Source organism: Pseudobutyrivibrio sp. UC1225 (genome assembly GCF_900115215.1).
In the GTDB taxonomy this organism is placed as follows: Bacteria; Bacillota; Clostridia; order Lachnospirales; family Lachnospiraceae; genus Pseudobutyrivibrio.
Map to the genome: position 1 here is coordinate 35,559 of NZ_FOVQ01000001.1, position 23,757 is coordinate 59,315.

Here is a 23,757-nt window from a genome sequence, read left to right on the forward strand (position 1 = left end):
GGCCACGTAGTAGGAGGATAACTTAATGAATAGTTCAATTAGCTTAATTATTTGGGTAGTGGTTCTTTTCGTATTCATGTATTTCTTCATGATTCGCCCACAGCAGAAGGAGCAGAAGGAAAAGACTGCTATGATGTCATCTCTTGCAGTTGGTGATACAGTACTTACAACAAGCGGTTTTTACGGAGTAATCATTGCTATTCCTGATGACGCTACAGTAATCGTAGAGTTCGGAAGCAATAAGAACTGCCGTATTCCAATGACTAAGAACGCTATCGCACAGGTTGAGAAGCCTGAGGATGCTGTTAAGTCTACAGAGAAATAATTAATAAAAAATTAAAATAGGGATTTGGCTTTTGCCAAATCCCTATTTTTTATTCTTTCTTTTTATGTCTTAAGAATTCAGAGCCCTTCTCAAGCAAAGCTTTGGTTGAGGCAACAGGGTGTGTAAATTTTGCAATGTGACGGAACTGACCACGTTGAGTTTCCGTAGCATTGAGTACCCATTGTTTTACTGCTTCAGTAGACAGCTGTTCTTTTATTTCAGCTAGTTTTTCTGCGTTTAATTCTTTCTTCATAAGGGCTACCTCTTTTTTAACAGCAGCTTTTTCTATTCGAGCAATTTTTGATTCTTCTAAGTTTGTCTGTAGTGCAGCAACTCTTTCAGCCATCTGACTGTTGATTTGCTCGTTTATTCGTTCGAAATCCTTGGCGAAAGTGGTAAGGGCCGATATTGTTAGAGCCATATCCATACCGAAGATAAACATGAATATCAGGGCTAATAGCTCAATTACAACGGAAGGAATTAAGGCTATAAGTTCAACTATTGGTGGCACTATGAGTTGTGTTACCAGAATTCCCGCAAAACCAAAACAAAGAGTGAAAACAAGGCAAACTCGTCCGTTTATATTTAAAGGAAAATCTGAATAATCCCACCATCTGGCGTGGAATCTTTTTTCCAAAACGTATGAAGTTCCATATTCCAGGAAAAAGGAACCAACGGCACAGCCTATAAAAATCGTGACATATGATGGTTTGCACGAGGTGCAATGTATAGGTAAATCCAAAAATAGAATCTGAGCGAGAGTGGCGCCTACACCATATAATGGAATGCAAGGCCCATAAAGAAAGCCTCTGTTTTCCCAAGACTTTTCATGAATGGTACAGTAACATGTTTCGTATATCCAACCTAAGAAACTATATATTATGAAATATAGAAAATATCTGCAGATAATCATTATTCTGTCCCTCCGATACTTTAGTATAAGATAAGTGAGTAGAAAATTAAAGAATAATAGGGATTGTTCATAGTTATTTACGATTTTAATGCTAAAATACAAATACCTATAGGTATGTAGTTTTATGGGTGGTGGTTTTTATGTTAGGTATTAATTCTGTTGGGCAAAATCAATATCTAAATGGCCCATCTTTGGATTTATCTAATTATGGTTCCTCAAAGGTTGCAGACGAATTAAAGGCCGAAGGTAAAAGCACTGACTTAGCAAAGAATTATGCATCTGAGCGTGCAGCTAAAAGAGCCGGGGTTATTGAATGTGAGACCTGTGCCAGCCGAAAGTATCAGGATGGCAGTGATGAGCAGGTTTCTTTTAAGTCTGCCCAGCATATATCTCCACAGGCAGCGGCTGCCAGAGTCAGAGGCCACGAGGCAGAGCATGTAAGCAATGCTTATGACAAGGCTAAAGAGAAGGGTGGAAAGGTACTCAATGCGACTGTATCCATCCATACTGCAGTATGTCCAGAGTGTGGCAGGACATACGTATCAGGCGGAACAACACATACTCAGATTAAGTATCCTAATGAGGAAAATCCATATCAGAAAAACAGAAAAAATGCAGATGGCGGATTGCTTGCAGGAATGAATTTCGACGCAGAGGTTTAATGGGAGTCTTTTTTTATAAAAGTGTGTATTAACTATTGAAAATAATAGGGTTCCTGTGATATACTTCATTTGTTGCGTGAAGCGTAACACTTTTTAATTAGGAGGAAATTATGCAAGCATTAAAGTATGTTCTTATTATATTATTAATCGTCATTTGTGTGGCACTTACAGTTATCATTCTTTTCCAGGAGGGCAAGCAGAACGGACTTGGTTCTTTATCAGGCCAGCAGTTCGATTCATACTGGAGCCGTAACAAGGGTCGTTCACGCGAGGGCTTATTAGTTAAGCTTACAAGCGTATGTGTTATCCTTTTCTTCGTGCTTTCTGCTGTTCTTAATATTGGTAGCTTCTAGGATTAAGATTTTAATTGCCACCCGTATGGGTGGCTTTTCTAGTTATAAGAGTTTTATTTAGGAGGAATATGAAAGATTTCGATAAACAGAGACATTTTTTAATGGACGTCTTTAAAAGTCCGGCTTATATACCTATGAAAAAGAAGGATCTTGAGATTCTTTTGGATGTAGAGAAGAACAAAAGGGCTGAATTTGCTGAGGTACTTCAGGATTTAGTTGATGATGGACAGGTAGAGATTACCAAAAGAGGCAAATATCAGATCCCAGAGAATCGCCCTAAGTTCATTAAGACAAAGGATCATAGGTCAAAGAAGTCAACAAAGGCTGAGACTGCCACTAAGAAACAGTCTCTTAATCAGGTGGCAAAGCGTGCAAATCGACCATCAGATGATAATATCGAGCCTGATATTATCGGAAGATTTATTTCCCATAAGGATGGCTTTGGCTTCATCGAGGTGGAGGGTCAGGAAGAAGATTACTTCGTCGGCAGAGATAACACAGGCTTCGCTATGCAGGATGATATAGTCGCGGCTGTTCTTACTTTTGGAGCACCAGGTAAGCGTCAGGAGGCACGCGTTGTAAGAATTATCACTCATGGTTTTTCTGATGTGGTTGGTACTTACGAAGACAGCGGTACTTTTGGCTTTGTTGTTGCGGACAGCCAGAAGATGCTTAGAGATATATTTATTCCATCAGGCAAGAGTATGGGTGCCGTATCTGGACATAAGGTAGTATGTCATATAGATGATTATGGCGATGACGAGCACAAGCCAGAGGGTCACATCACAGAGATTCTTGGTCACAAGAATGATCCGGGCGTAGACATCCTTTCAATTGTAAAGGCTTTTGGTATCACTACAGAGTTCCCAGACAAGGTTATCAAGCAGGCATCCACTGTAGCAAAGCCTGTTTCTGAGGCTGATATGGCAGGCAGAAATGATATTAGAGATTTGTGTGTTGTCACTATTGATGGAGAGGACACAAAGGATATAGATGACGGTGTTTCTCTTGTTATGGACGGGGATAATTATGTCCTTGGCGTACATATTGCAGATGTTACTAACTATGTTCAGGAGTCTTCAGCACTTGATGTTGAGGCTTTGAAGCGCGGTACTTCTGTATATCTTGCAGACAGAGTTATACCTATGCTTCCTCACACCTTATCAAACGGTATGTGCTCCCTTAACGAGGGCGAGGATCGTCTTGCACTTTCCTGCATCATGACTTTTGATAAGAAGGGAAATCTTGTGGATCACGAGATTTGCGAATCTGTAATCCACAGTAATCACCGCATGACATATACAAGCGTTTATGCCATAATGACTGGTGATGCTGAAGAGCGTGAAAAGTACGCGGATGTAGCGGAGATGATTGATAATATGTATGAGCTTTCAAAGATTCTTCGTGCTAAGCGTAAGAAGAGAGGCTCTATCGATTTCGATTTTCCAGAGACACACATTCTTATTGATGAGAATGGCAAGGTGGTTGGTCTTGCTCCTTACGAGAGAAATGATGCCCATAAGCTTATAGAAGATTTTATGCTTGCAGCTAATGAAACAGTTGCAGAGCATTTCAATCTTATGGAATCTCCTTTTGTATATCGTGTTCATGGAGCGCCTGATCCAGAAAAGATGCAGACCTTGGGTAAGTTCCTTGGAGCCTGTGGTTATTCTCTTAAGGGTAATAAGGACAGTATCCATCCAAAGGAAATTCAGAAGATGCTTGATTCCTTGAAGGGGCATGAGGATGAAGCAGTCATTACAAAGATGACTCTTCGCAGTATGCAACAGGCAAAATATGATACAGAGTGCAATGGACACTTTGGTCTTGCTGCTCAGTATTATTGTCATTTCACTTCGCCTATACGTAGATATCCTGATTTACAGATTCACAGAATCATTAAGGATCATTTGCGTGGACGTATGAACGAACGTAAGCTTTCTCACTACGAATCAATCTTGCCAGAGGTAGCTCTCGAGACTAGCAAGCTTGAGCGCAGAGCAGAAGATTGTGAGCGTGAGGTAGATAAGCTTAAGATGGTTCAGTACATGAAGGAATTCATCGGACAGCAGTTTGAGGGAAGCATTTCTTCAATCACTGGTTGGGGAATGTATGTAGAGCTTGAGAATACTGTGGAGGGACTTGTACACGTATCTACACTCTACGATGACCATTATGAGTTTGTGGAGGAAAATCTTACACTTGTTGGCGAGCGTACAGGACGTACCTTCAAGCTTGGTCAGCCTGTCACTGTAGTTCTCGATAGCGTAGACGAGCAGGCTCGTACGATAGATTTTATACTAGAAGAGTTTCAGAGGTTTTAGTCATGAATAAAGAAGGCAGAAAGTTAATAGCTAATAATAAAAAGGCTTATCATGAGTATTTTATGGAAGAGGAATATGAAGCAGGTATTGAGCTTCACGGAACAGAAGTAAAGTCCATGAGAATGGGTCAGTGCTCAATCAAAGAGGCATTTGTAAGAATTGACAACGGTGAAATGTTCATCTATCAGATGCACGTTAATCCTTATGAGAAGGGCAACATCTTCAATAGAGATCCACTTCGCCCAAGAAAGCTTCTTCTTCACAAGTCTGAAATCAACAGACTTTTAAGCAAGATTAAGGAAAGCGGATATACCATCGTTCCTTTGGAGGTTTACCTTAATAATGGTCTTGTAAAGGTAAAGATTGCATTGGCAAAAGGTAAGAAGCTTTACGATAAGAGAGCTGATATTCAAAAGAAGGATATGAAGCGAGAGGCAGAGAGAGACTTTAAGATAAGGAATTTAGGATAATGAAAATTGTACTTGCATCGGGATCACCACGTAGAAAAGAATTATTATCACAGGCTGGTATTGAGTTTGTTGTAGATCCAGCAGATATTGATGAGGTTACAGAGGAGACACTTCCAGCAAAGGTTGTTGAGAACCTGAGCCGACAGAAGGCTCTTGCAGTAGCAAAAAAGCATCAGGGAGAGACAGTACTTGCTGCTGATACAGTTGTTGCTTTTGACGATAAAATCCTTGGTAAGCCAAAGGATGAAGAGGATGCTTTCAGAATGCTTACAGAGCTTTCAGGAAGAGCGCATCAGGTATATACAGGAGTTACTATTGTGGAAGCCAATGGAGAGGTTAAGACTTTCTCTGAGTGTACAGAAGTAACAATGTATGAGAACTCTTCAGAGGCTATTAGAAGCTACATCGCATCAAAGGAGCCTATGGATAAGGCTGGTGCTTATGGAATCCAGGGCTTAGGTGCAGTATTGATTAAGGGCATTGAGGGAGACTACAACAATGTTGTAGGATTACCGCTTGCGAAAGTATACAGAGTACTATATAATGTGTAGTGCTCATAAGGGCTAGTCATGGTTTCGACATAGTGATGTTAAAAGCAGAATGAAATGAATGCTTTTAATATCAGAAACCTGTATAGTCATTTATTTAGTTTTTGGGCTAGTCATGGTTTCGACAGGGGTCATGCAGCGGAAGAAGCGAGTCCCACGGCGATGGGTTAAATGGCCAAACTTAAAATTAAACGCTAACGATAATTTAGCATACGCTGCCTAGTTGCGGCAGTCTGACCTAGAGCACCTACACTTTAGGACTCAGACTTCGACTTTGTAGGAAACGACGTTATCAAAGCTTTGAGATGGCGGGCGTATTATGAAGCTACTAAAGCATAAATCCTGTTTGTGGGAGTTATGTGGAGGGAATGTAAAAATACAAACTACACTCGTAGAAGGGCCGGGAATTGGCTTTTGGACACGGGTTCGACTCCCGTCTAGTCCACTAAAATCAATCCAATCGAAGTATTGAACTTCGGTTGGATTTTTTTATTTGGACAATAGTTACGAAAAGTTTGTTCTGAATTGTTTATGATACTTATCAATGATAAACTTTTTGTATCGGTATGGGGGAGATGGAGTATATTGTTATGAGTAATAATTTTAGAAATAGAAATATGTCTGAGGACGAGCGTAGAGCATATCGCAGACGCAAGAAGTTGATTCGTAGAATTCAGGTTTATTCTGAAATGGCTTTGATAGCTATTGCAATAATAGTTACAGGCTGTCTTATTATTTCCCATATAAAAGGAAAAGATGATGGTACTTTAAAGGTTGCTGCCGAGGAAAAGGTTGTGGCAGAGGCTGAAACCTCTGAGGAAAAGGCAACTGGCTTAAAGGTTTCTTCAAAAACATTGGAGGAGCCTGAAAATGTTGAAGAGACAAAAGAAATCGAAGAGGAAGCGACACCTAAAGCTGGCAATTATTCCGCCAAGGAATCAGAAGAGATGGTTGAGATTGGTGGTGATGTTGTTAGTCAGTCCGCTGTACTTATAAATAATAAAACAAAGGAAATTGTTGCTACTAGAAATGCCAAGGAAAAGATTGTTCCTGCATCCATGACAAAGGTTATGACTGTTCTAGTAGCAGCTAATCATATTTCACCTGAAAAGCTTGATGAGAAGATCGTTATGAGCCATGAGGCGATCGACTATTCATATGCAGGAGGTGGCTCCACATCGGGCTTTGTTGAGGATGAAGAAGTTACAGTAAGAGATTTGTTCTATGGAACAATTCTTCCATCCGGTGGTGATGCTGCAGCTCAGCTTGCAATCTATGTTGCAGGTGATATCGACAGCTTTGTCAAAATGATGAATGAAGAGTGTAAAGCTCTTGGTATTAGTGAAACTACACATTTCACAAATCCGGTAGGCTTCCATAGCAAGGAGCACTATAGCACCCCTTATGATATAGCAATTATTATGATGGCTGCCCTTGATAATGAGGTTTGCAAGGAAGTAATTACTACAAAGGTTTACAATTCTACAGCTACAAACGTTAATCCAGAAGGAATCACCATTTCTAACTGGTTCTTGCGTAGAATAGAGGATAAGGAATTTGGTGGTGAGATAGAGGGTGCCAAGACTGGATATGTAGATGAATCGGGAAGCTGTGCAGTAAGCTCCATGATATCAGAAAGCGGTACAGAATATATATGCTGCACCGCTCACTCAAGCTCCTCATGGAGATGTATCTATGATCATGTAGATATTTATAAAACTTACGCTAAATAAGTTCGATGATTTTATCGAACGAATCCACATATGCGATAGGATTGAACTGCTGAAGTACATCCATATCGCGGAAGCCGTAGGTGCAAAGCACGTAATCAAGCCCTGCATTTTCTGCTGTGGCTGCATCTACTTCGGAATCACCCACATAGAGTACTTTTGACTTATCACTGATTCCGAGCTTTTTCAAAGCGATTTCGATTGGCTCTGGATCAGGCTTTCTTTTGTGGATGCCATCATCGCCTACCACGATAGTGATGTTTGGCGCGAAAAAATCATCAATTAATGAATCACTGGCTGTCTGACCTTTATTGGTTACGATAGCCATTTTTTTGCCCATTTCTACAAGCTTTCCGGTGGTTTCCATAACACCATCGTAAGGCTTTGTCTTAATGAGATTATGGCAGTTATAGTATTCAATGAATTCTTTAAGGAATTCTTCAAAATGTTCATAATTAGCTCCCTCAGGAAGAGCACGTTCCACGAGCTTTCTAAGGCCATTGCCTACAAATCTTCGAACGTCATCTATAGAATGGGTAGGAAAACCATATTTTGCCAGCATATAATTAATGCTATCAGTCAAATCTTCCAGAGTATATAAAAGTGTTCCGTCCAAATCGAATAATATTGCTTCGTATTTCATGTTTAGCTCCTATAAAAATGTTTTGATTTCTAATCCTCAGTTATAGTTGAATTTATGGGATTTGTAAAGAGTGATAGTATAATTAATGGACAAATAGTTGTTATTTTATTTGAATTATACATGTGGCTTTGTTATCATTTTTTTATATTAGTTTTTGCGGAGAAATGCTATGAATATTATTATACGTGATGCTGTCGAAGCTGATGCTAAGGCTATTCATGATATTTACGGATATTATGCTGAAAACACAGCAGTTACTTTTACAGAACAGAATCCTTCTGTGGAGGAATACAGACAGAGTATTATTGATACGAAGAAGGCGTATCCTTACATAGTAGCCTGTGATGAGTCTGGTAAGGTGCTTGGCATGGCATATGGCGGACAGGTTAGACATCATGATGCTTACAAATTTTCTGTTGAGACTACTATCTATGTTGCAAACGACGCTCCAAAGCGTCAGGGAATCGGCAGCAAATTATATACAGCTCTTGAGGAAAGACTCTCCGCAATGGGCTACAAATTCATGTACGGTGTTATTACTGACGATAATGAACCTAGCATAGCCTTACACAAAGCACTTGGCTTTGAAGAGGTTGGGCATTTCAAAGATATCGGTTACAAATTTGGAAAATGGAAGGGAATAGTGTGGTATCGCAAGCAGATTGGTTCGCTTGATGATATGACACTTAGAATATAAGATGAGAAAAGCAATCAGATATTTTTTAATATCTATTATTTCGATAATAGTGACACTAATAGCGGTGGGTGTTATTTACATAGTGATTGATACTAAGGGCCGCATTCAGGTGGACAAGGTAGAAGAGGGACAGACTTATTCTTCTGCCGAGGTGGAGGCTCTTGTTGATGAGGCAAAGGAAGAGGGAAGGATTTCTGTTCTTGATTCTTTGAGAGAATCTCTTGAAAACGGAAATACGATAATTTCTGTTTTAAAATCTTTCTATCCTGAATATATCGTTGTAGCTGCAAATCAAAAGTACAACTTTGTTCCAATTAATGAGGAGCTTACAAAGAGTGCCTTTAACATTGATAATCTTGTTGAGGATGAGGAGACTGGACGATACAGCTATGTAGAAGATGGTAAGGTTACTTCTAAGTTTGGTATAGATGTTTCCTCTCATCAGGGAGATATCGATTGGCAGGCTGTAGCTGAGGATGGCGTTGAGTTTGCTTTTATCCGTGCAGTTTACCGTGGTTATGGCACAGGAAAGCTTGTTGTAGATGAGAAATGCATCGAAAACATCGAGGGCGCTCAGGCCGCCGGAATCGATGTTGGTGTTTATGTATTCTCACAGGCTATTTCAAAGGATGAGGTTTTAGAAGAAGCTTCTACAGTAATAGATCTGCTAAAAGGATATGAGCTTCAGCTTCCAATCGTATTTGATGTGGAAAAGGTAAGCGACAGCGAGGCCCGCACAAATACACTTTCTGTTGAAGACAGAACAAATCTTACCATCGGATTCCTTAATTCAATCAAGAATGCTGGATATGATGGAATGATTTACCATAACACTGAGATGGGCGCTATGCTTATCGATTTGACACAGCTTACAGAGTATCCAAAGTGGTTTGCAGGATACAACAAAGAATTTTACTGGCCATATGAATATCAGCTTTGGCAGTATTCAGAAAAAGGTTCAGTTAAGGGAATCAAAGGTAATGTAGATTTAGACCTTTGGTTACAATAAGAGGAGGATATGGAAAAATGCAGTTTGAAACATTACAAAAAGACATGGTTGCAGCAATGAAGGCTAGAGACAAGGCTAGAAAAGATGCTATTTCTTCACTTGTATCTGATGTTAAGAAGGCAGCCATTGATGCTGGAACAAGAGATAACATTGCGGATGATTTGGTAGATCAGGTTATTCTTAAGTCTTTAAAGACAGCCAAGGAGCAGCTTGATACATGTCCAGCTGAGAGAACAGATTTAAAGGAAGAGTACCAGTTTAGATATGATGTTATTAAAGAATATGCGCCTGCAATGATGAGCGATGATGAGATTCGAGCATTCCTTCAGGAGAAATTCGCTGACGTTATAGCAACTAAGAATAAGGGCTCAATCATGAAAGAAGTTATGCCTGCTCTTAAGGGAAAGGCTGATGGTAAAGCTATCAATATGATTGTTGCTGAACTTTGTAAATAATACTTGAGATGAGGCTGGCTTTTTGTCCGCCTCATATTTTTATTGGAGAAATAGATATGGAACAGAATCTCAGTTTACATAGATCCGAAAAAGCCTCATCATCTCAGGACTAGTGAAAGACTAGGGTTTTTAGATATTTTGATACTTGGAGTATTTTCACTGAATGGTGTGATGGGTGCTCCACGATTAACCTCAATCGATTATTCTAAATATTCTTTGGGCATCGAAGCCATGTATAGATTGTTATTAGAAATTAGAAATAAGAATATATCGCACACAACTATTCAACTAGAAGTTTCTATCAAAATTAACGAGACTGCTTAAAAAAGGAATGCTAATTTACAGGTTCTGCAACGGTGTCTGATAAGGCAAATTGTATCAAGTCTGCTGGGTTTGAGGATGGCATTCTCCTATGTAATATAGAGATTGCCATTTACCTACTAAAGGAGTATGCTTTTAGAAAAAGAAGAGAAGGGGGATAATACAAATGATTTCAAGAGATGAGGCCTTCGACTTATTGAAAAAATACAACAAGGATTCTTTTCATATTCAACACGCATTAACCGTTGAAGCTGTTATGAAATGGTATGCAAATGAACTTGGTTATGCAGATGAAAAGGAATATTGGGGAATTGTTGGACTTTTACATGATATAGATTTTGAATTGTATCCAGATGAACATTGTTTAAAAGCTCCAGAATTATTAAAAGAGGGCGGTGTGAGTGATGATATTATTCATGCAGTATGTTCACACGGATACGGTATTACTGTTGGTTGCGGAGAAACTATAGATGTAGAGCCAATAAGAGAGATGGAAAAAGTACTCTTTGCAGCTGATGAGTTGACAGGACTTATTTGGGCGGCGGCTCTGATGCGACCATCTAAGAGTACTAAAGATATGGAACTAAAATCTCTTAAGAAGAAATATAAAAGCAAAGGATTTGCTGCAGGATGTTCACGAGAGGTTATAGAACGTGGTGCAAATCAGCTTGGCTGGGAGCTTAATGACTTGTTAGATAAAACATTGCAAGCAATGGCTGCTAGTGAGGATACTATTAACAAGGAAATGTTAGCGGGGTAAAGGCCTATGAAATCAATCCTTATTAAAGATACAACACGAGAGGAGCGCGAGGAGATTATAAAAGCATCTCTTGATTGTGGTGGCGGATGTGAAAACTGTTCTTCTTGTTGGCTTGGTGGCGGTAGTCCGTGGAATATTTATCAGGACTATATAGATGGTAAACGGGAAATTAGTGATATTAATAAGGATTATATGTCTATGTACCGTCAGGATAGGCAGATAAAATAGGTATATTTATGAAAGAAGCTCCAGATATTATAAATTCAACAGAACAAGAACGGCGCGATTATATAAAGCAAAGATTTCCATGTATTGCAGATTGCGATATGTGTGGGCTTTGCAAAGTGTTTCATGGAAAAGACGCAGAAACAGCTTATGACGATTACATCTCAGGGGTGCGGACGTTTTTTGATGTATCAGCGGATTATAAAAGATGATTTGCGAACGATTTGCGAATATTCCAATTGACAATTGATAATCTATAAGTTATCATAACTTTAGATAACGAATAAGTTATCATTAGGAAGAGGAATAAATATTGCACGAATTAACGCAAATAAAGTGAATGATTATATTCAATCATTAGCAACCTATGGTACATATATAGGAGAACCTGTTTGTAAGCATCTTGACGGAGAAATATGGGAATTAAGACCGCTAAGTAATAGAATTTTATTTGCAGCATTGGTAAATGGCAAGTTTATTTTATTACACCAGTTTCCTAAGAAAACACAAAAGACACCAAAGCGCGAGATAGAGCAAGCAAAGCGAGAGCTGGCGGATTATTTGGAAAGGAATGAACAGATATGAGTAAAACATGGAATGAAGTAAGAAGTGAATTGTTCACACCTGAAGAAATTGCGGAAAGTGATTTAAGGGTTGCTCTTATGGGTGAGTTAATTAAAGCTCGTAAGGAACAAGGAATATCTCAGCGTAAATTAGAAGAACTAAGCGGTGTTAAGCAGCCTGTTATAGCAAGAATCGAAAATGGAACCAGCAATCCGCAGCTTGAAACAATAATTAAGTTGTTGGCAGCCTTGGGCAAGACTCTAGCTGTTGTACCTATGAAATAGTGTGGATAGAATAATGTATATGGAAAAGACTACTGTAAAAAAACAGTAGTCTTTTTTATAAAAAAATTGCCTTTAAAATCAATGGAGTAGGGCGTCCAATAAAATGCCATGCAAAGTTGCTATCTTATATTTAGGAGCTTTCGAGTGTGAGAGCTTCTATATTTTTAAAATTAAGTTAGACACATCTAACGAGAGGTGGTAGTATAAAACTAGAAGAGAGTGGGGAATTAGAGGAATGGGCAATAATTTGAACAAATCTTTTATTTTCAGGAATTTCTATAAGGTATTAGAGGATAACTATGGGTCTGCCATGGCAAAAGAAATGTGGAATAATGCTGAATCCGAATTTGTCAAACTACAGGATGCAGAACCATCGGCTGATAAGGCTCTTGAACTAGGCACACCAAACGCTATTCAGATGATTTGTTGCATGGATAAGGAATATATGAATGGATTTAGAGGAGTTGATTACAAGAGGACTAAATCAGTCGCAGAAGGTGATGATTGTTGCGACTATAGACTTAAAAAGTCCTTTTAAAAATATTTGCTATCGTCGGTAAGAATATCAACAATCGACTTGCTGTGTTGGATGGTAAGTAATTTTGAAAATGACCACAAGGATGACGGAAGTAAAACATGGAGTTTTACATAGAGATTATACATTGGCTATAGGTGGGGCAATCTGCGACTACTGAATTGTACAGGATAAAATAAAGAATCCTAAGTAAATGATATAATCAAATACCCTTCTGTGATATATTAGAAAGAAAAAATATAGCAAAGGGATTATTTATGAAAAAGACGTTAGTTACATTATTATTGGCTTGTATGCTTGTGGGCTGTGGAAATAAGCAGAGTGATGAGATAATTGGTGGGGCAGATGAGCCTACAAGTATTATTTTAGAATCGGATTCAACAAAAGATGATGAGAGCAGTGCAGATTCAATTACTGATGATGAGGCTTTAAATGCTATAAAAAACTACTGCTATGAGAATTATCCTGATGTAAAAGAATTAGAAGAGTCTGGAGAGTATGAGGTTTACTGGAATATTGAGTCTAGTGTTGACAAGCAGATAGTTGTTGCATTTAGATCCTATACTGCAGCGAGTGTTCGTTTTTACATTGATACAGCCACAGGAGAAACCTACATAACAGAATATGTTTCAGGCATTACTGATGAGGAGGAGCCTACTGGAGAGACTTTTAATGTAAAAGACTATTTTGAAATAGGTGAATAATGTTATGGAACGTGATGAGTTAAAAGAAGCCATTCTTAGAGATCTAAATGCAGAGGAATATCCTTTTGTTATAGAGGTTAAAGGAAACACTATTGTTGGAAGATGGAAGACTCAGGAGATTCCTGGAAGTGCTAATTCAAAAAGTTATCGTCCCTTTTCTGTAGAATATAAGCTCCGTGCAGACGGAACATTTTATGGCGGGGAAATGACAGTCCACTGTGATGAGTACAAGCCACCTATGTCAGCAGAGTCTAGAGGGGTGTATTCTGTTACTGCCAATGATAATCTGAAGTGGAGGAAAAAGGTGGATGTTAAAGACTGGTCTACTATTGACCACGACGAGCAAAAGCTTTTTTCAATAATAGAGCATTATTTGACAGATAAAGGGTTTTCCTATCGACTAGGTGTATGGAACCATGCTTATATAGGTTGGAGACAAGGATATTACTTACGATTAGTAGGTGCATTACTATTGTTTGTTGGTACCTTTATTTTTATAGGCTCACTAGGTACTGGAAACTTATTTTTTAATCTATTTCCTTGGATTCACATCATAGTTGGTGCTTGGGTTCTTCTTATAGGATTAGGAAAGATTCCGTTTTACCATCTTAGGAATGACATACTGATAAAAGTGATTATTGGAACCATTGCCATTTGTTGGTTGCTAGTCTTTGCCTGTATGTTTTTTGATATAGATCCACTTGGATTCCTTTTTAGATAAATAATATTATCCAACCAAGGTTAGTCCTTGGTTCCTTGCAATGGAAGATGAGAATTAACAGATAGAAGAGCAGTTGAAGGGGTACAAATAAAAGCATTTGCTTTGGAGGAGCTGTTATGTTTTTCTGGTGGTTTATGCTAATCAATGGATTGCTTATACCAGGTATTATGATTTTGTTTGGATGGCTTTTGTGGAAACATGGTCCAAAGGACATCAATTCTTTCTATGGATATAATACTTTGGCCAATCATACCTACAGAAATCAATTTGAAAAAGAATTTCTAGAGGAGAGGTTATTTTAATCGGGTTATGGTAAGAAGATTATAGAAAATGGAGGGGAAAGCCTATGATTAAGATATACGGAATGCCAACTTGTCCATATTGTGATTACATTCATGAGCAGATTAAGGGTAGAGAGTCAGAATTTGAATATATCAATATAGGTGAGAACATCAGAAATATGGGAGCGTTCACCAGACTACGTGATACCAATTCTGTTTTTGATCACTGTAAAGAAATAGGCGATGTTGGTATTCCTGCTTTTGTATTTGAGGATGGTAGAGTGTCTATTGATCCTGCCGATGCAGGATTGATTGAATATGGCACTGCTAATGCTTGTTCAATAGAAGATCACAAGAGTGGAAGAAAAGGTTGCTAATGGAAATGAAAAGTGAAATCGCACATTCATCAACTGAATATCAGAAGTTGTTTCATAAGCTCGCAAGGATTAAATATGTGAACGAGGAAGATGGCTTTACAATCTATAAAAACGATTCATTGGGAACGATAGTAAGCTATGGAAATCCTGATACAATCCAATGCGGGATTGGTGACTATTTAATAGAGGATGATTTTTCTATTGAATATCAGTATGACACTCAGTTTTTGCATTTTGGAATTATTTATGCAGGAGTGACGTACTCTGTTAAAGATGGGGATATAATAGCTCAGTCAATTCCATCGTCATTTATGTCCTTAGAAAAAATGGATAGAGGAATAGGTGCATGGAGGGCAAAGCAACATTTTAAAGGAATAGAATTTTCTATTAACTATGATTATTTGGTGAATAGTCTTTTACCTTCTATTGGCAGGAGCATTTCCGAGTTTAATTTTTTTAGAATTAATACCAGATATACAATCTTGATACCAGAGATTACTGCCGTTTTGTCCAAACTGGAAGGGTATATGCAAAATAGGATTATGACAGAGCATATAGCCCAGGCAGCGGCTGTGGAGCTTGTAGAACTACTTCTTAGTCCACCATCACGAAAGCTTTTCAGCGCAGAAGGGGATAAAAGCCTGCGCACTATCAAAGCTGGGGCCAGAGACATAAAGATTAATTCAGAAGATTTGCGCAAGATAAATCAGGTTCATGAGATAATTATGTCTTCGGCATATGAATTTAAAACTATTCCCATGTTGGCGCAGGAAGTGGGTATAAGTGAGCAAAAGCTGAAGTATGGTTTTTTAGATTATTACAAACAGACTATTTGGGATTTTCAAAATAATATTAGGATGAGTAGAGCGGCATGGCTCATTTTAAACGATTCGGATACCTTTGAAGAAATATCAAAAGCAGTCGGCTATCATAGCCAAACTGCTTTCTATAATGCATTTAAAAAATGGTGTGGTTTATCCCCAGGAGCCTTTAAGAAACTCCAGAAATCTCATCGTGAGAGCTTATAGGGATAATCATAGGACTGTTGGAGACAGGGTCTGTCACAACAACACTTTTAAGTCCATAGATTTCCCTGATAGTTTCAGGGGTAATAATATCAGCTGGTTCGCCTTCTTTGATAAGATGACCATTTTTCATGGCGAAAATATAATCAGCATATTTGCTAGAAAGATTTATATCATGCAAGACCATCACAATGGTGGTCTTTTTCTTTTTGTTTAAATCCTTTAAAAGATCAAGTATTTCTATTTGGTAAGCAATGTCTAGGTAAGTTGTAGGTTCGTCTAAAAACAGGATATCTGTCTGTTGGGCAAGTGCTAGGGCAATAAAGACACGTTGACGTTGCCCGCCTGATAATTCATCTACACTTTTGTCTGCAAGCATACATATATTCATTGCTTCCATAGCTTCCTCAATTGCGATGTAATCTTCTTTTGTAAGAGGTGCCATAAATTTCCTGTAAGGGAAGCGTCCTCTGGCAACAAGCTCAGCTACAGAGATTCCAGCTGGTGCTATAGAATCCTGTGGAAGTAATCCTATGGACTTGGCAATGTCCTTGCTTCTAATGCAATTGATAGACTTGTCGTCTAGGAGAATCGAGCCGGATTTTGGAGCCAAAAGTCTGCAGAAGGTTTTAAGCATAGTAGACTTGCCACTTCCATTTGAACCGAGAATGACACTGATTTTATTTTCTGGAATTTTCATATTCACAGAGTTTAATATGATATCGTCGCCATATCCGGCAACTAAATTTTCAGCTTTAAGAGAATGGGCTTTCACTAAATTACGCCTCCTTTATTTTGTCTGATTAGAAGATATACAAGGTATGGAGCTCCTAGAAGTCCAGTAACAATTCCAACTGGATATCTAGTTGGAAGAAGATTTTGTCCAATAAAGTCTCCTGCTATTACAAGAATTGCTCCAATTAATGCTGAGGACGTGTAGTTGGTTTGGTTGTTTGAACATATACGGGTCGCAATTGGTCCAGATAAAAAAGCAATTGAAGCAATTGGACCAGAGATTGAGGTAGCAAATGCAATCAACACAACAGAGCAAAACATGAGGAGTGTTCTAACTACACTAACATTTACTCCTAGGATTGTTGCATATCGTTCGCCTAATTCCAGAGACCGGATACTTTGATTACAATAAATCATTATCGCAAAAGCAAGGATTACCACAATCACAAGGAGAGGTAGTGTATCTGTTGTGATTCCGTTGAGATTGCCTGCCATCCATCTCATGGCTGTTGGAACATCATATTCTGCAGCTCGCATTACCATCCAGTTTATAAGGGCTGTAAAGAATGCCTGGGCCCCAATACCTGTGAGAATAAGCCTGCTGTTAGAAAATCCATTTTTACAGGATAGCTTGTAGATTGTAAACGCTGCAAGTAATCCGGCAACAACGGAGATGATAGAGACAATCCCTCTGTTTAGATTCAAAAATAAAATACAGAAAACTGCAGCTACTGTTGATCCAGAGGAAACTCCGATAATATCAGGGCTTGCCAGTGGATTGCCAAGAAGGGTCTGAAATGTGTTTCCTGCAATGGCAAAGGCAATTCCGCAAAAAATACCTGCTATAGTTCGAGGTAACCTAAGCTTCATTATGATATAGTTGTTTTCACCATTTAAAATGATGCTTACTACTTCGGCAAGAGTATAGTTTTTCTCGCCAATTGTAACATTGAGACAAACAAGTATTGCAAGGATAACAAACATTATAAAGATTGCAATATGGTAGTGTTTCTGTCTTTTTTTTATTCCGTGAAAAATGATTTCGTTTTTTATCATAAGCTCTGAAGCTTCGCCTTTCTAATAATGTAAATAAATACTGGAGCTCCAATAAGTGCTGTCATTATTCCAGACTCCAATTCACCTGGAGCACCAAGGATTCGTCCAAGCACATCTGAGATAATAAGAATAGCACCACCATATATTCCACTTAGAATAATAAGTGGTTTGTGGCTGGATCCAATAGAAGAGCGGATAAGATGAGGAATCATAAGACCGATAAAGCTAATTGGTCCTGCTAGTGCTGTGGTGCAAGCACATAATAATACGCCACAAAGAGCTGCCAAAATTCTAGTACGACCAATGTTTAGTCCTAGAGCTATTGCAGTTTCTTCTGAAAGAAGCATTGTGTCCAGATTGTCTGATAGAAGAAAACTCACCACGATAGCCAAAACAGTGAATGGGAGAAGCAATAAGATGTCATCAGTAGATGTGCCGCCAATACTGCCTATCTGCCAAAATCTGAAGGATGTCATTACACTGGAATCTGGCATAACAATTATGCTTATAAGACTGGATAGAGCGGTGCTAATAGCTGCCCCAGAAATAGCAAGCTTAATTGGCGTGGCCCCACTATAACCAAGACTTGCCAGACGATAAACAAATATGGAAGTGAGGAGCGCCCCTACAAAGGCAAGTCCAATATATGATAGCTTGGATTGAATATTAAAAAATGATATTCCAAATACTATAAAAAGGGAGGCACCAGTGTTAACTCCGAGTATACTTGGATCAGCTATTGGGTTTCTGGTAATAGACTGCATCAATACACCAGAAATGCTAAGAGACGCACCAGCTATAATTCCAAAGAGTGTGCGAGGTAGTCGTGCCTGAACTACATTCACATTGTAGTCTTCAAGATTTCTGCCAAGTAATGCATCTATAACATCAGATAAACCTACGGATTTTGCTCCGTAGGTTATTGACAAGATAACTGATATAAACAGTAATAATATTCCTATTAAAGTTATTGTTTTAATCTTATTATTTTGCTTCAATTTTTTGTGCTGCCTCATTTAATACTTTAAGATAATCATCAACTGCATATGGTATAGAGAGAATTGATGGAGTTGTTGCTGCTGCTAAGGCTGTTGTTGAATCAATTAATACAACTGCACCATTTTTTACAGCAGGAATCTGGCTCATAAGTGGGTCGGCCTGAAGTGCTTCCAAAAGTCCTTTATCACCATACACAACCATAATATCTACGTCATTTAACATATCTGTTTTTTCTCGTGAAATAGTTACCGAGAAATCATCAGAAGTCTCTGCCAAAGAAAGAATGCTTTCTGGAGTAGCCAAGCTTAAATCATTAAGATAAGAAGCTCGTGGGTCATTTGGAAGATATGCATAAAATGTACTCATATCATCTTGTGATATCCAGAAGTAACCAGCAGTTTTTCCTTCAAGGTCAGGGTAGTCAGCAAGCTTTTCTGCAATCAATGCATCAGTCTGTTCTACAAGCTTTTCACCATCTTCTTTAAGTCCCATTGCAGTAGCGTTTGTAATAGTTTGTTCACGCCAGTTTGTCTTCCATGCAACTTCCAAGAAAGGAACAACTGGAGCGATTTCAGAAAGAAGATTATATTCCTCTTCGGTGAATCCAGAGTAAGAAGCAATGATAACATCTGGTTCACAGGCAGCAATGGCTTCGTAATCCCAACCAGTTTCATCATTGAAAACATTTGGAGAAGTTTCACCTAAATTTTTGAAAGCATCATCAGTCCAAGGATGAAGTTTATTTTCAGTCATAAGACCATAATTTGCTGCAGACACACCAACTGGAACTACACCAAGTGCAAGTGTTGTATCTTGATTAGCCCATCCAAGGTTTACAATTCGTTCAGGCTTACTTTCAATAACTGTCTCACCAAAAGCGTGTTTAATAGTAAGTGGAAACTGAGTATCAGCTTCTGCTGTTGTCTCAGAAGTAGCTGTTTCTGCTTTCTGTGATGTAGAACCGCAACCAATAAATGATGCAAAAATCGAAGTAGATAACAATAAAGCTAGTAATGGTTTTTTCATTAAAATTAATCCTCCATATCTTATCTATCTAAAGTTAGAATCAACTAACAATGTGAAAGAAATTTACCATAGGAAGTTAGTTATGTCAAACATCACGACTGATTTAAGAATTTCTGCACCCGATTCAGTAGGAAACATATCTCAAACAAAAGATTTTTGAAAAGAGTAGGGCAGTAATCAGAAAATAATGAAATTGAAAGAAGTTCTTGGAAGAATAGTGACTATCGTTCAACCTAATTGAGCCAGAACTTGTTAAGTCGAATTATCTATTTCTGGTTGATGCAGATTGTTTTCTGAATGCTGATGGCGTCATGCCTGTATGTTTCTTAAACTGTCGAATATAGTGTTCGGCAGTATCATATCCAATTGCCTCTGCTATTGTTGCTACAGACATAGTAGAGTTTGCAAGCAAATCCTGTGAGTGTTCTATTCTTACAGTTCTAAGAATCTCAGTGTAATTCATGCCAGTCAATTCCTTTATCAAACGCGAGGTATATTCATTTGAGTAATGGAACTTCTTAGCCAAATCTGAAAGAGTAATCTCTTTATAATTCTCCTGAATGTATTGAATAAGAGCGTATCTTTGAACATCAACTCTACTGTCGAACAAGGGCATTTGTACTGATTCAGAGTAGTTTCTGATAATCATGTAAAAATCTAATAGCAGAGTATTGGTTATTGCTTGATAGTAGTATTCTTGTTTGTTTGTGCTTTCCGCCAACATCCATATAAAAGATATATTTAAGGACTCGTCACTTCCGGTTCTAAACATAATATAATCATTTGCTTTTTTAGCGTAGATATTGTTTAGAAAGAATGATGAAAGAATATTTGGTGTATTCAAAAAGCCATAAAACATGGAGTGTAAAGTATCTTTTCTAAGCATAATATTGATGGCAATTGTGTCGTCAAAAATGGAAATAGAATGCTTAATACCTGGAGGAATAATACAAAAATCCCCTGTTCGCATATTGATAGTGCTTCCTGATATTTCCTGGGTGCATTGTCCATCAAAAATATAAGTGATTTCAAAGAAAGTATGACTATGTTCAATGGCAGGACTATATCTTTCGTGCTTCTGCACAACAATACTGTCGTTATTTGACAAGTCAAAGAAAAATGAATCCTCGAAAACTTCGGGAATGGTTTCCTCTATTTCCAAAATCAACAAATGCTTTTTGAAAACCTCGTCCATATTCAGATTAGCAAGAAACTTGTTAAGTTCTTTCTGATTGCTTCTTGCTAAGTAATATTCTTTATAGAATTTTTCTGTTTCCGTCATATCGTAGATATGCTGTCTTAATGCTTTTGCGTCCATGAAGATGATGATAGCTCAAAAAGGGTTCTATGTCAAAAAAAATCAAAAATATATTTCATATAATTCATATACATCAAAATAGGTCAATATAGTTGAACAATATTGTTAATTATTAAAGGGCAAAAATGATTCTATAATCAACTTGCAAGTTAAGTAAGGAGAAAGGTGTTGATGATTATGAGTGAACCAATACTTGAAATGAAAAATATTTCAAAAAGGTTTGGTAGCGTTATAGCCCTTGATGATGTTTCACTTACAGTTTATCCAGGTGAGGTAAGAGGTCTTATTGGAGAAAACGGTTCGGGAAAATCAACTATATCCTCTATAGCTGCTGGTATGCAGAAGGCAAATGAGGGACAGATGATTTTCAAGAACAAAGAGTGGAATCCAGAGAGCATGATAGATGCCTTAACGGGTGGAATAGGTATGGTTGTTCAGGAAAGCGGTACTATTGCTGGAATAACTGTAGCGGAAAACATTTTCTTAGCAGAGTTAAAGCTTTTTAAAAATAAGTTTGGACTTGTTGATAAGAAAAAGCTTTATGAAGAAGCTGGTAAAGTTTTACAGGAAATTGGAATCAAAAATGTAAAGGCTAGTGACTTAATGGGAAGTCTTGATTTCCAGGAAAGAAAGCTTGTTGAAATTGCGAAAGTCATGATGAAAAAGCCTGACATTTTAGTAATAGATGAGACTAGTACAGCATTGTCACATGATGGAAGAACATTGATGTATGGACTTATCAAAAGACTTAAAAGAGAGAATAAATCAGTTATTTTTATTTCCCACGATTTAGAAGAAATCACTACTGTTTGCGATACATTGACAGTGCTTCGTGATGGTAAGTTGATTAGAACATTTGAAAAAGAAGAATTCGATGACGATTTAATCCGAACAAGCATGATCGGACGTGAGCTTCAGGGGGATTATTACAGAACTGACTTCGAAGCTACTTCTCAGGAAGAGGTTGCATTAGAAGGTAAGAATATCAATTACGGCGACAAATTAAAGAATGTTAACATCAGTCTCCACAAAGGCGAGATAGTTGGAATCGGGGGCCTTTCAACATGTGGAATGCACTATTTAGGGGAAGCTCTTTTCGGAGCATTGGAACTTGATGGTGGACAGGTGATTACAGAATCTGGCAAGGAAATCAAAAGCTGTCATAATGCTGTATCTCAAAAGATTGGATATGTATCAAAGGACAGAGATACAAAGTCCCTTTGTTTGGAAGCCAGCATTAAAGACAACATCGCTATTGCAGGAATGAATATTTTCAAAAATAACGCTGGCATGATTACAGAAAAGAATGAGAAGGATTATGTGCAGAAACAGGTTAATGATCTTTCCATAAAGTGTAGCGACATGAATCAGCAGGTGAGCCAGTTATCTGGTGGAAACAAGCAGAAGGTTGTTTTTGGAAAATGGATCGGATGCGACAGTGAAATTCTCATTCTAGATTGTCCAACACGTGGCGTTGACATCGGCGTAAAACAGGCTATGTACCAGTTGATGATAAAGCTTAAAAAACAGGGAAAAGCAATTCTTATGATAAGTGAAGAGCTTCCAGAATTGTTGGGAATGAGCGATAGAGTCCTGATTATGAAGGACGGAGAAATAACAAAAGAATTCAATCGTAGCAAAGATTTGTCTGAAGCAGACGTTATTGGCTACATGATATAGGAGGTACGCTGTGAGTAAACTTAAGAAATTCAAAAATACTCAAATGCTTATAGCTACATTGCCATTGGTAGCGCTTATTGCTTTGTTTTTTATCTTTTGCGGAGTTATTCAAACATACGGCTATAGGCTTGATATGTATTTACAAATCGTTTTCAACGAGGCGGTAGTTCTTGCGGTTGTAGCAACAGGAGCAATTTTTATTTATACCTTAGGAACATTTGATATCAGCCTTGGTGCATCTACTCTTTTTGCAGCGACCCTTGGTGTTACAGTTTACAACAAGACAGAAAGCCTTGCGCTTATGATTCTTGTTTTGTTTGCAACAGGTATTGCATGCTCATTGTTTAATTCAGTTTTGGCATCAGTATTTAACATACCTGCATTCGTAACAACTGTTGCTATGATGTCAGTTTTGTCTGCAATAGCATCTCAGATTATTACAACAGATGGTGGTGCTCTCGGTGGAATCAGTATTCCTTCAAGCGTTGTAAAGCCTTATTCAGGAATCGGATTTAAAGCAATGCTCTTAATTATATATTTTGCAGTTTGTTTCTATGTTTTCCAGTTAACAAAAACTGGTAGAAGAATGAAGTTTATAGGTGGTAATCCACTATGTGCTTCACTTACAGGAATTAAAGCAAACAAGTATACAATTATCGCATTTACGATGGCAGGAATTGGTGTAGGTCTCGGGGCATTTCTTACTCTTACCTATACACCATCAGTTACAACACAAACAGCATCAAGCATTGGAATGAATATTTTTATTGCAATTGTATTTGGAGGAATGCCTATTTCAGGTGGCCCTCGTTCAAAAATCTATGCAGCCTTGGTTGGTGGATTTTCCTACATGCTACTGAACGACATTTTGGAAATTGTTATTGATAGTAGCGCGGCATATGGAATTACTCAGGTGATATCTGCTTTATTCTTTATGGCAGTTGTATACATAACAAGTATGAACTACCGTACTCAGGCATTGCCAAGATAAAGGTACCAACTGCTTTAGCAGTTAGA

At 38.1% G+C, this 23,757-nt stretch carries 29 protein-coding genes and 1 other RNA gene; 23 read left to right on the forward strand and 7 right to left on the reverse strand.

Going from position 1 to position 23,757, the window contains the following annotated elements; translation table 11 throughout:
• The first annotated feature begins 25 nt into the window (after positions 1-25).
• The gene (gene yajC, locus BMZ41_RS00180) at positions 26-325 is read left to right on the forward strand and encodes a preprotein translocase subunit YajC (protein ID WP_090170641.1); all 300 of its coding nucleotides are present in this window, start codon (positions 26-28) and stop codon (positions 323-325) included.
• A gap of 49 nt (positions 326-374) precedes the next feature.
• Here yajC and BMZ41_RS00185 read toward each other — a convergent pair whose 3' ends face one another.
• Positions 375-1,238, reverse strand: coding sequence for a putative ABC transporter permease (locus BMZ41_RS00185; protein ID WP_090170644.1), 864 nt, complete (start codon positions 1,236-1,238; stop codon positions 375-377).
• Positions 1,239-1,378: 140 nt separating this feature from the next.
• On the opposite strand from BMZ41_RS00185, the gene BMZ41_RS00190 reads away from it, so the two are divergent.
• From BMZ41_RS00190 to BMZ41_RS00220, 7 genes are all read left to right on the forward strand, one after another.
• Positions 1,379-1,900: a hypothetical protein gene (locus tag BMZ41_RS00190; protein WP_090526278.1), complete on the forward strand. Its 522-nt coding sequence runs from the start codon at positions 1,379-1,381 to the stop codon at positions 1,898-1,900.
• Between the two features lie 110 nt (positions 1,901-2,010).
• A complete protein-coding gene (gene secG / locus BMZ41_RS00195; RefSeq protein ID WP_015549579.1) occupies positions 2,011-2,253 on the forward strand; it encodes a preprotein translocase subunit SecG in 243 nt (80 codons plus the stop codon).
• A 68-nt stretch (positions 2,254-2,321) separates the two neighbouring features.
• Entirely contained in the window at positions 2,322-4,577 is a 2,256-nt protein-coding gene (gene rnr, locus BMZ41_RS00200) for a ribonuclease R (protein ID WP_090526280.1), read from the forward strand.
• Between the two features lie 2 nt (positions 4,578-4,579).
• The gene (smpB, locus tag BMZ41_RS00205; protein WP_028247901.1) at positions 4,580-5,047 is read left to right on the forward strand and encodes an SsrA-binding protein SmpB; all 468 of its coding nucleotides are present in this window, start codon (positions 4,580-4,582) and stop codon (positions 5,045-5,047) included.
• Complete coding sequence (locus tag BMZ41_RS00210) at positions 5,044-5,598, forward strand: Maf family protein (RefSeq protein ID WP_090526282.1); 555 nt, start codon at positions 5,044-5,046, stop codon at positions 5,596-5,598. Before smpB ends, BMZ41_RS00210 begins: the two co-directional genes overlap by 4 nt.
• Positions 5,599-5,701: 103 nt before the next feature.
• Positions 5,702-6,043: a transfer-messenger RNA gene (gene ssrA, locus BMZ41_RS00215) on the forward strand.
• Between the two features lie 142 nt (positions 6,044-6,185).
• Complete coding sequence (locus BMZ41_RS00220; RefSeq protein WP_177184124.1) at positions 6,186-7,328, forward strand: D-alanyl-D-alanine carboxypeptidase family protein; 1,143 nt, start codon at positions 6,186-6,188, stop codon at positions 7,326-7,328.
• On the opposite strand, the gene BMZ41_RS00225 is transcribed toward BMZ41_RS00220, so the two are convergent.
• Positions 7,321-7,968: an HAD family hydrolase gene (locus BMZ41_RS00225; protein WP_090526286.1), complete on the reverse strand. Its 648-nt coding sequence runs from the start codon at positions 7,966-7,968 to the stop codon at positions 7,321-7,323. The genes BMZ41_RS00220 and BMZ41_RS00225 overlap by 8 nt on opposite strands.
• A 169-nt stretch (positions 7,969-8,137) precedes the next feature.
• On the opposite strand from BMZ41_RS00225, the gene BMZ41_RS00230 reads away from it, so the two are divergent.
• The 13 genes from BMZ41_RS00230 (at position 8,138) to BMZ41_RS00295 (ending at position 15,929) form a co-directional block, all read left to right on the forward strand.
• Positions 8,138-8,665 (forward strand): GNAT family N-acetyltransferase, encoded by a 528-nt coding sequence (locus BMZ41_RS00230; protein ID WP_090526288.1) that lies wholly within the window; start codon positions 8,138-8,140, stop codon positions 8,663-8,665.
• 82 nt (positions 8,666-8,747) lie between these two features.
• Positions 8,748-9,674, forward strand: a complete 927-nt coding sequence (locus tag BMZ41_RS00235) for a glycoside hydrolase family 25 protein (RefSeq protein ID WP_176754577.1) — start codon at positions 8,748-8,750, stop codon at positions 9,672-9,674.
• Between the two features lie 17 nt (positions 9,675-9,691).
• The gene (locus tag BMZ41_RS00240; protein ID WP_090526290.1) at positions 9,692-10,129 is read left to right on the forward strand and encodes a GatB/YqeY domain-containing protein; all 438 of its coding nucleotides are present in this window, start codon (positions 9,692-9,694) and stop codon (positions 10,127-10,129) included.
• A gap of 487 nt (positions 10,130-10,616) precedes the next feature.
• Entirely contained in the window at positions 10,617-11,210 is a 594-nt protein-coding gene (locus BMZ41_RS00245) for an HD domain-containing protein (protein ID WP_330386171.1), read from the forward strand.
• A 6-nt stretch (positions 11,211-11,216) separates the two neighbouring features.
• A complete protein-coding gene (locus BMZ41_RS00250; protein WP_090526292.1) occupies positions 11,217-11,438 on the forward strand; it encodes a hypothetical protein in 222 nt (73 codons plus the stop codon).
• 333 nt (positions 11,439-11,771) lie between these two features.
• Positions 11,772-12,020, forward strand: coding sequence for a type II toxin-antitoxin system RelE/ParE family toxin (locus BMZ41_RS16075; RefSeq protein WP_242870715.1), 249 nt, complete (start codon positions 11,772-11,774; stop codon positions 12,018-12,020).
• Complete coding sequence (locus BMZ41_RS00265; protein ID WP_072912308.1) at positions 12,017-12,283, forward strand: helix-turn-helix domain-containing protein; 267 nt, start codon at positions 12,017-12,019, stop codon at positions 12,281-12,283. Before BMZ41_RS16075 ends, BMZ41_RS00265 begins: the two co-directional genes overlap by 4 nt.
• A gap of 235 nt (positions 12,284-12,518) precedes the next feature.
• Positions 12,519-12,821 (forward strand): L-2-amino-thiazoline-4-carboxylic acid hydrolase, encoded by a 303-nt coding sequence (locus BMZ41_RS00270; protein ID WP_090166716.1) that lies wholly within the window; start codon positions 12,519-12,521, stop codon positions 12,819-12,821.
• A 254-nt stretch (positions 12,822-13,075) separates the two neighbouring features.
• Complete coding sequence (locus BMZ41_RS00275) at positions 13,076-13,522, forward strand: hypothetical protein (protein WP_090526294.1); 447 nt, start codon at positions 13,076-13,078, stop codon at positions 13,520-13,522.
• A 4-nt stretch (positions 13,523-13,526) separates the two neighbouring features.
• On the forward strand, positions 13,527-14,243 hold the full coding sequence (locus BMZ41_RS00280) for a hypothetical protein (RefSeq protein ID WP_143071311.1): 717 nt from the start codon (positions 13,527-13,529) through the stop codon (positions 14,241-14,243).
• Positions 14,244-14,359: 116 nt separating this feature from the next.
• A complete protein-coding gene (locus tag BMZ41_RS15750) occupies positions 14,360-14,545 on the forward strand; it encodes a hypothetical protein (RefSeq protein ID WP_028247888.1) in 186 nt (61 codons plus the stop codon).
• A 44-nt stretch (positions 14,546-14,589) separates the two neighbouring features.
• Positions 14,590-14,901 (forward strand): hypothetical protein, encoded by a 312-nt coding sequence (locus tag BMZ41_RS00290; protein ID WP_028247887.1) that lies wholly within the window; start codon positions 14,590-14,592, stop codon positions 14,899-14,901.
• Positions 14,901-15,929: a helix-turn-helix domain-containing protein gene (locus tag BMZ41_RS00295; RefSeq protein WP_090526298.1), complete on the forward strand. Its 1,029-nt coding sequence runs from the start codon at positions 14,901-14,903 to the stop codon at positions 15,927-15,929. The genes BMZ41_RS00290 and BMZ41_RS00295 overlap by 1 nt, the downstream gene beginning before the upstream one ends.
• On the opposite strand, the gene BMZ41_RS00300 is transcribed toward BMZ41_RS00295, so the two are convergent.
• From BMZ41_RS00300 to BMZ41_RS00320, 5 genes are all read right to left on the reverse strand, one after another.
• Positions 15,892-16,701 (reverse strand): ABC transporter ATP-binding protein, encoded by an 810-nt coding sequence (locus tag BMZ41_RS00300; protein WP_090526300.1) that lies wholly within the window; start codon positions 16,699-16,701, stop codon positions 15,892-15,894. The genes BMZ41_RS00295 and BMZ41_RS00300 overlap by 38 nt on opposite strands.
• Entirely contained in the window at positions 16,701-17,717 is a 1,017-nt protein-coding gene (locus tag BMZ41_RS00305; RefSeq protein WP_028247883.1) for a FecCD family ABC transporter permease, read from the reverse strand. The genes BMZ41_RS00300 and BMZ41_RS00305 overlap by 1 nt, the downstream gene beginning before the upstream one ends.
• Complete coding sequence (locus BMZ41_RS00310; protein WP_028247882.1) at positions 17,714-18,715, reverse strand: FecCD family ABC transporter permease; 1,002 nt, start codon at positions 18,713-18,715, stop codon at positions 17,714-17,716. Before BMZ41_RS00310 ends, BMZ41_RS00305 begins: the two co-directional genes overlap by 4 nt.
• Positions 18,702-19,742 carry an iron-siderophore ABC transporter substrate-binding protein gene (locus tag BMZ41_RS00315; protein WP_090526302.1) on the reverse strand — a complete coding sequence of 347 codons (1,041 nt, stop codon included), beginning with the start codon at positions 19,740-19,742 and terminating at the stop codon, positions 18,702-18,704. Before BMZ41_RS00315 ends, BMZ41_RS00310 begins: the two co-directional genes overlap by 14 nt.
• Positions 19,743-20,004: 262 nt before the next feature.
• Positions 20,005-21,060, reverse strand: coding sequence for an AraC family transcriptional regulator (locus BMZ41_RS00320; RefSeq protein WP_028247880.1), 1,056 nt, complete (start codon positions 21,058-21,060; stop codon positions 20,005-20,007).
• 171 nt (positions 21,061-21,231) lie between these two features.
• Between BMZ41_RS00320 and BMZ41_RS00325 the strand changes: the two genes are divergently transcribed.
• Positions 21,232-22,740: a sugar ABC transporter ATP-binding protein gene (locus BMZ41_RS00325; RefSeq protein WP_090526304.1), complete on the forward strand. Its 1,509-nt coding sequence runs from the start codon at positions 21,232-21,234 to the stop codon at positions 22,738-22,740.
• A 10-nt stretch (positions 22,741-22,750) separates the two neighbouring features.
• Positions 22,751-23,731, forward strand: a complete 981-nt coding sequence (locus BMZ41_RS00330) for an ABC transporter permease (RefSeq protein WP_242870611.1) — start codon at positions 22,751-22,753, stop codon at positions 23,729-23,731.
• Positions 23,732-23,757 lie beyond the last annotated feature (26 nt).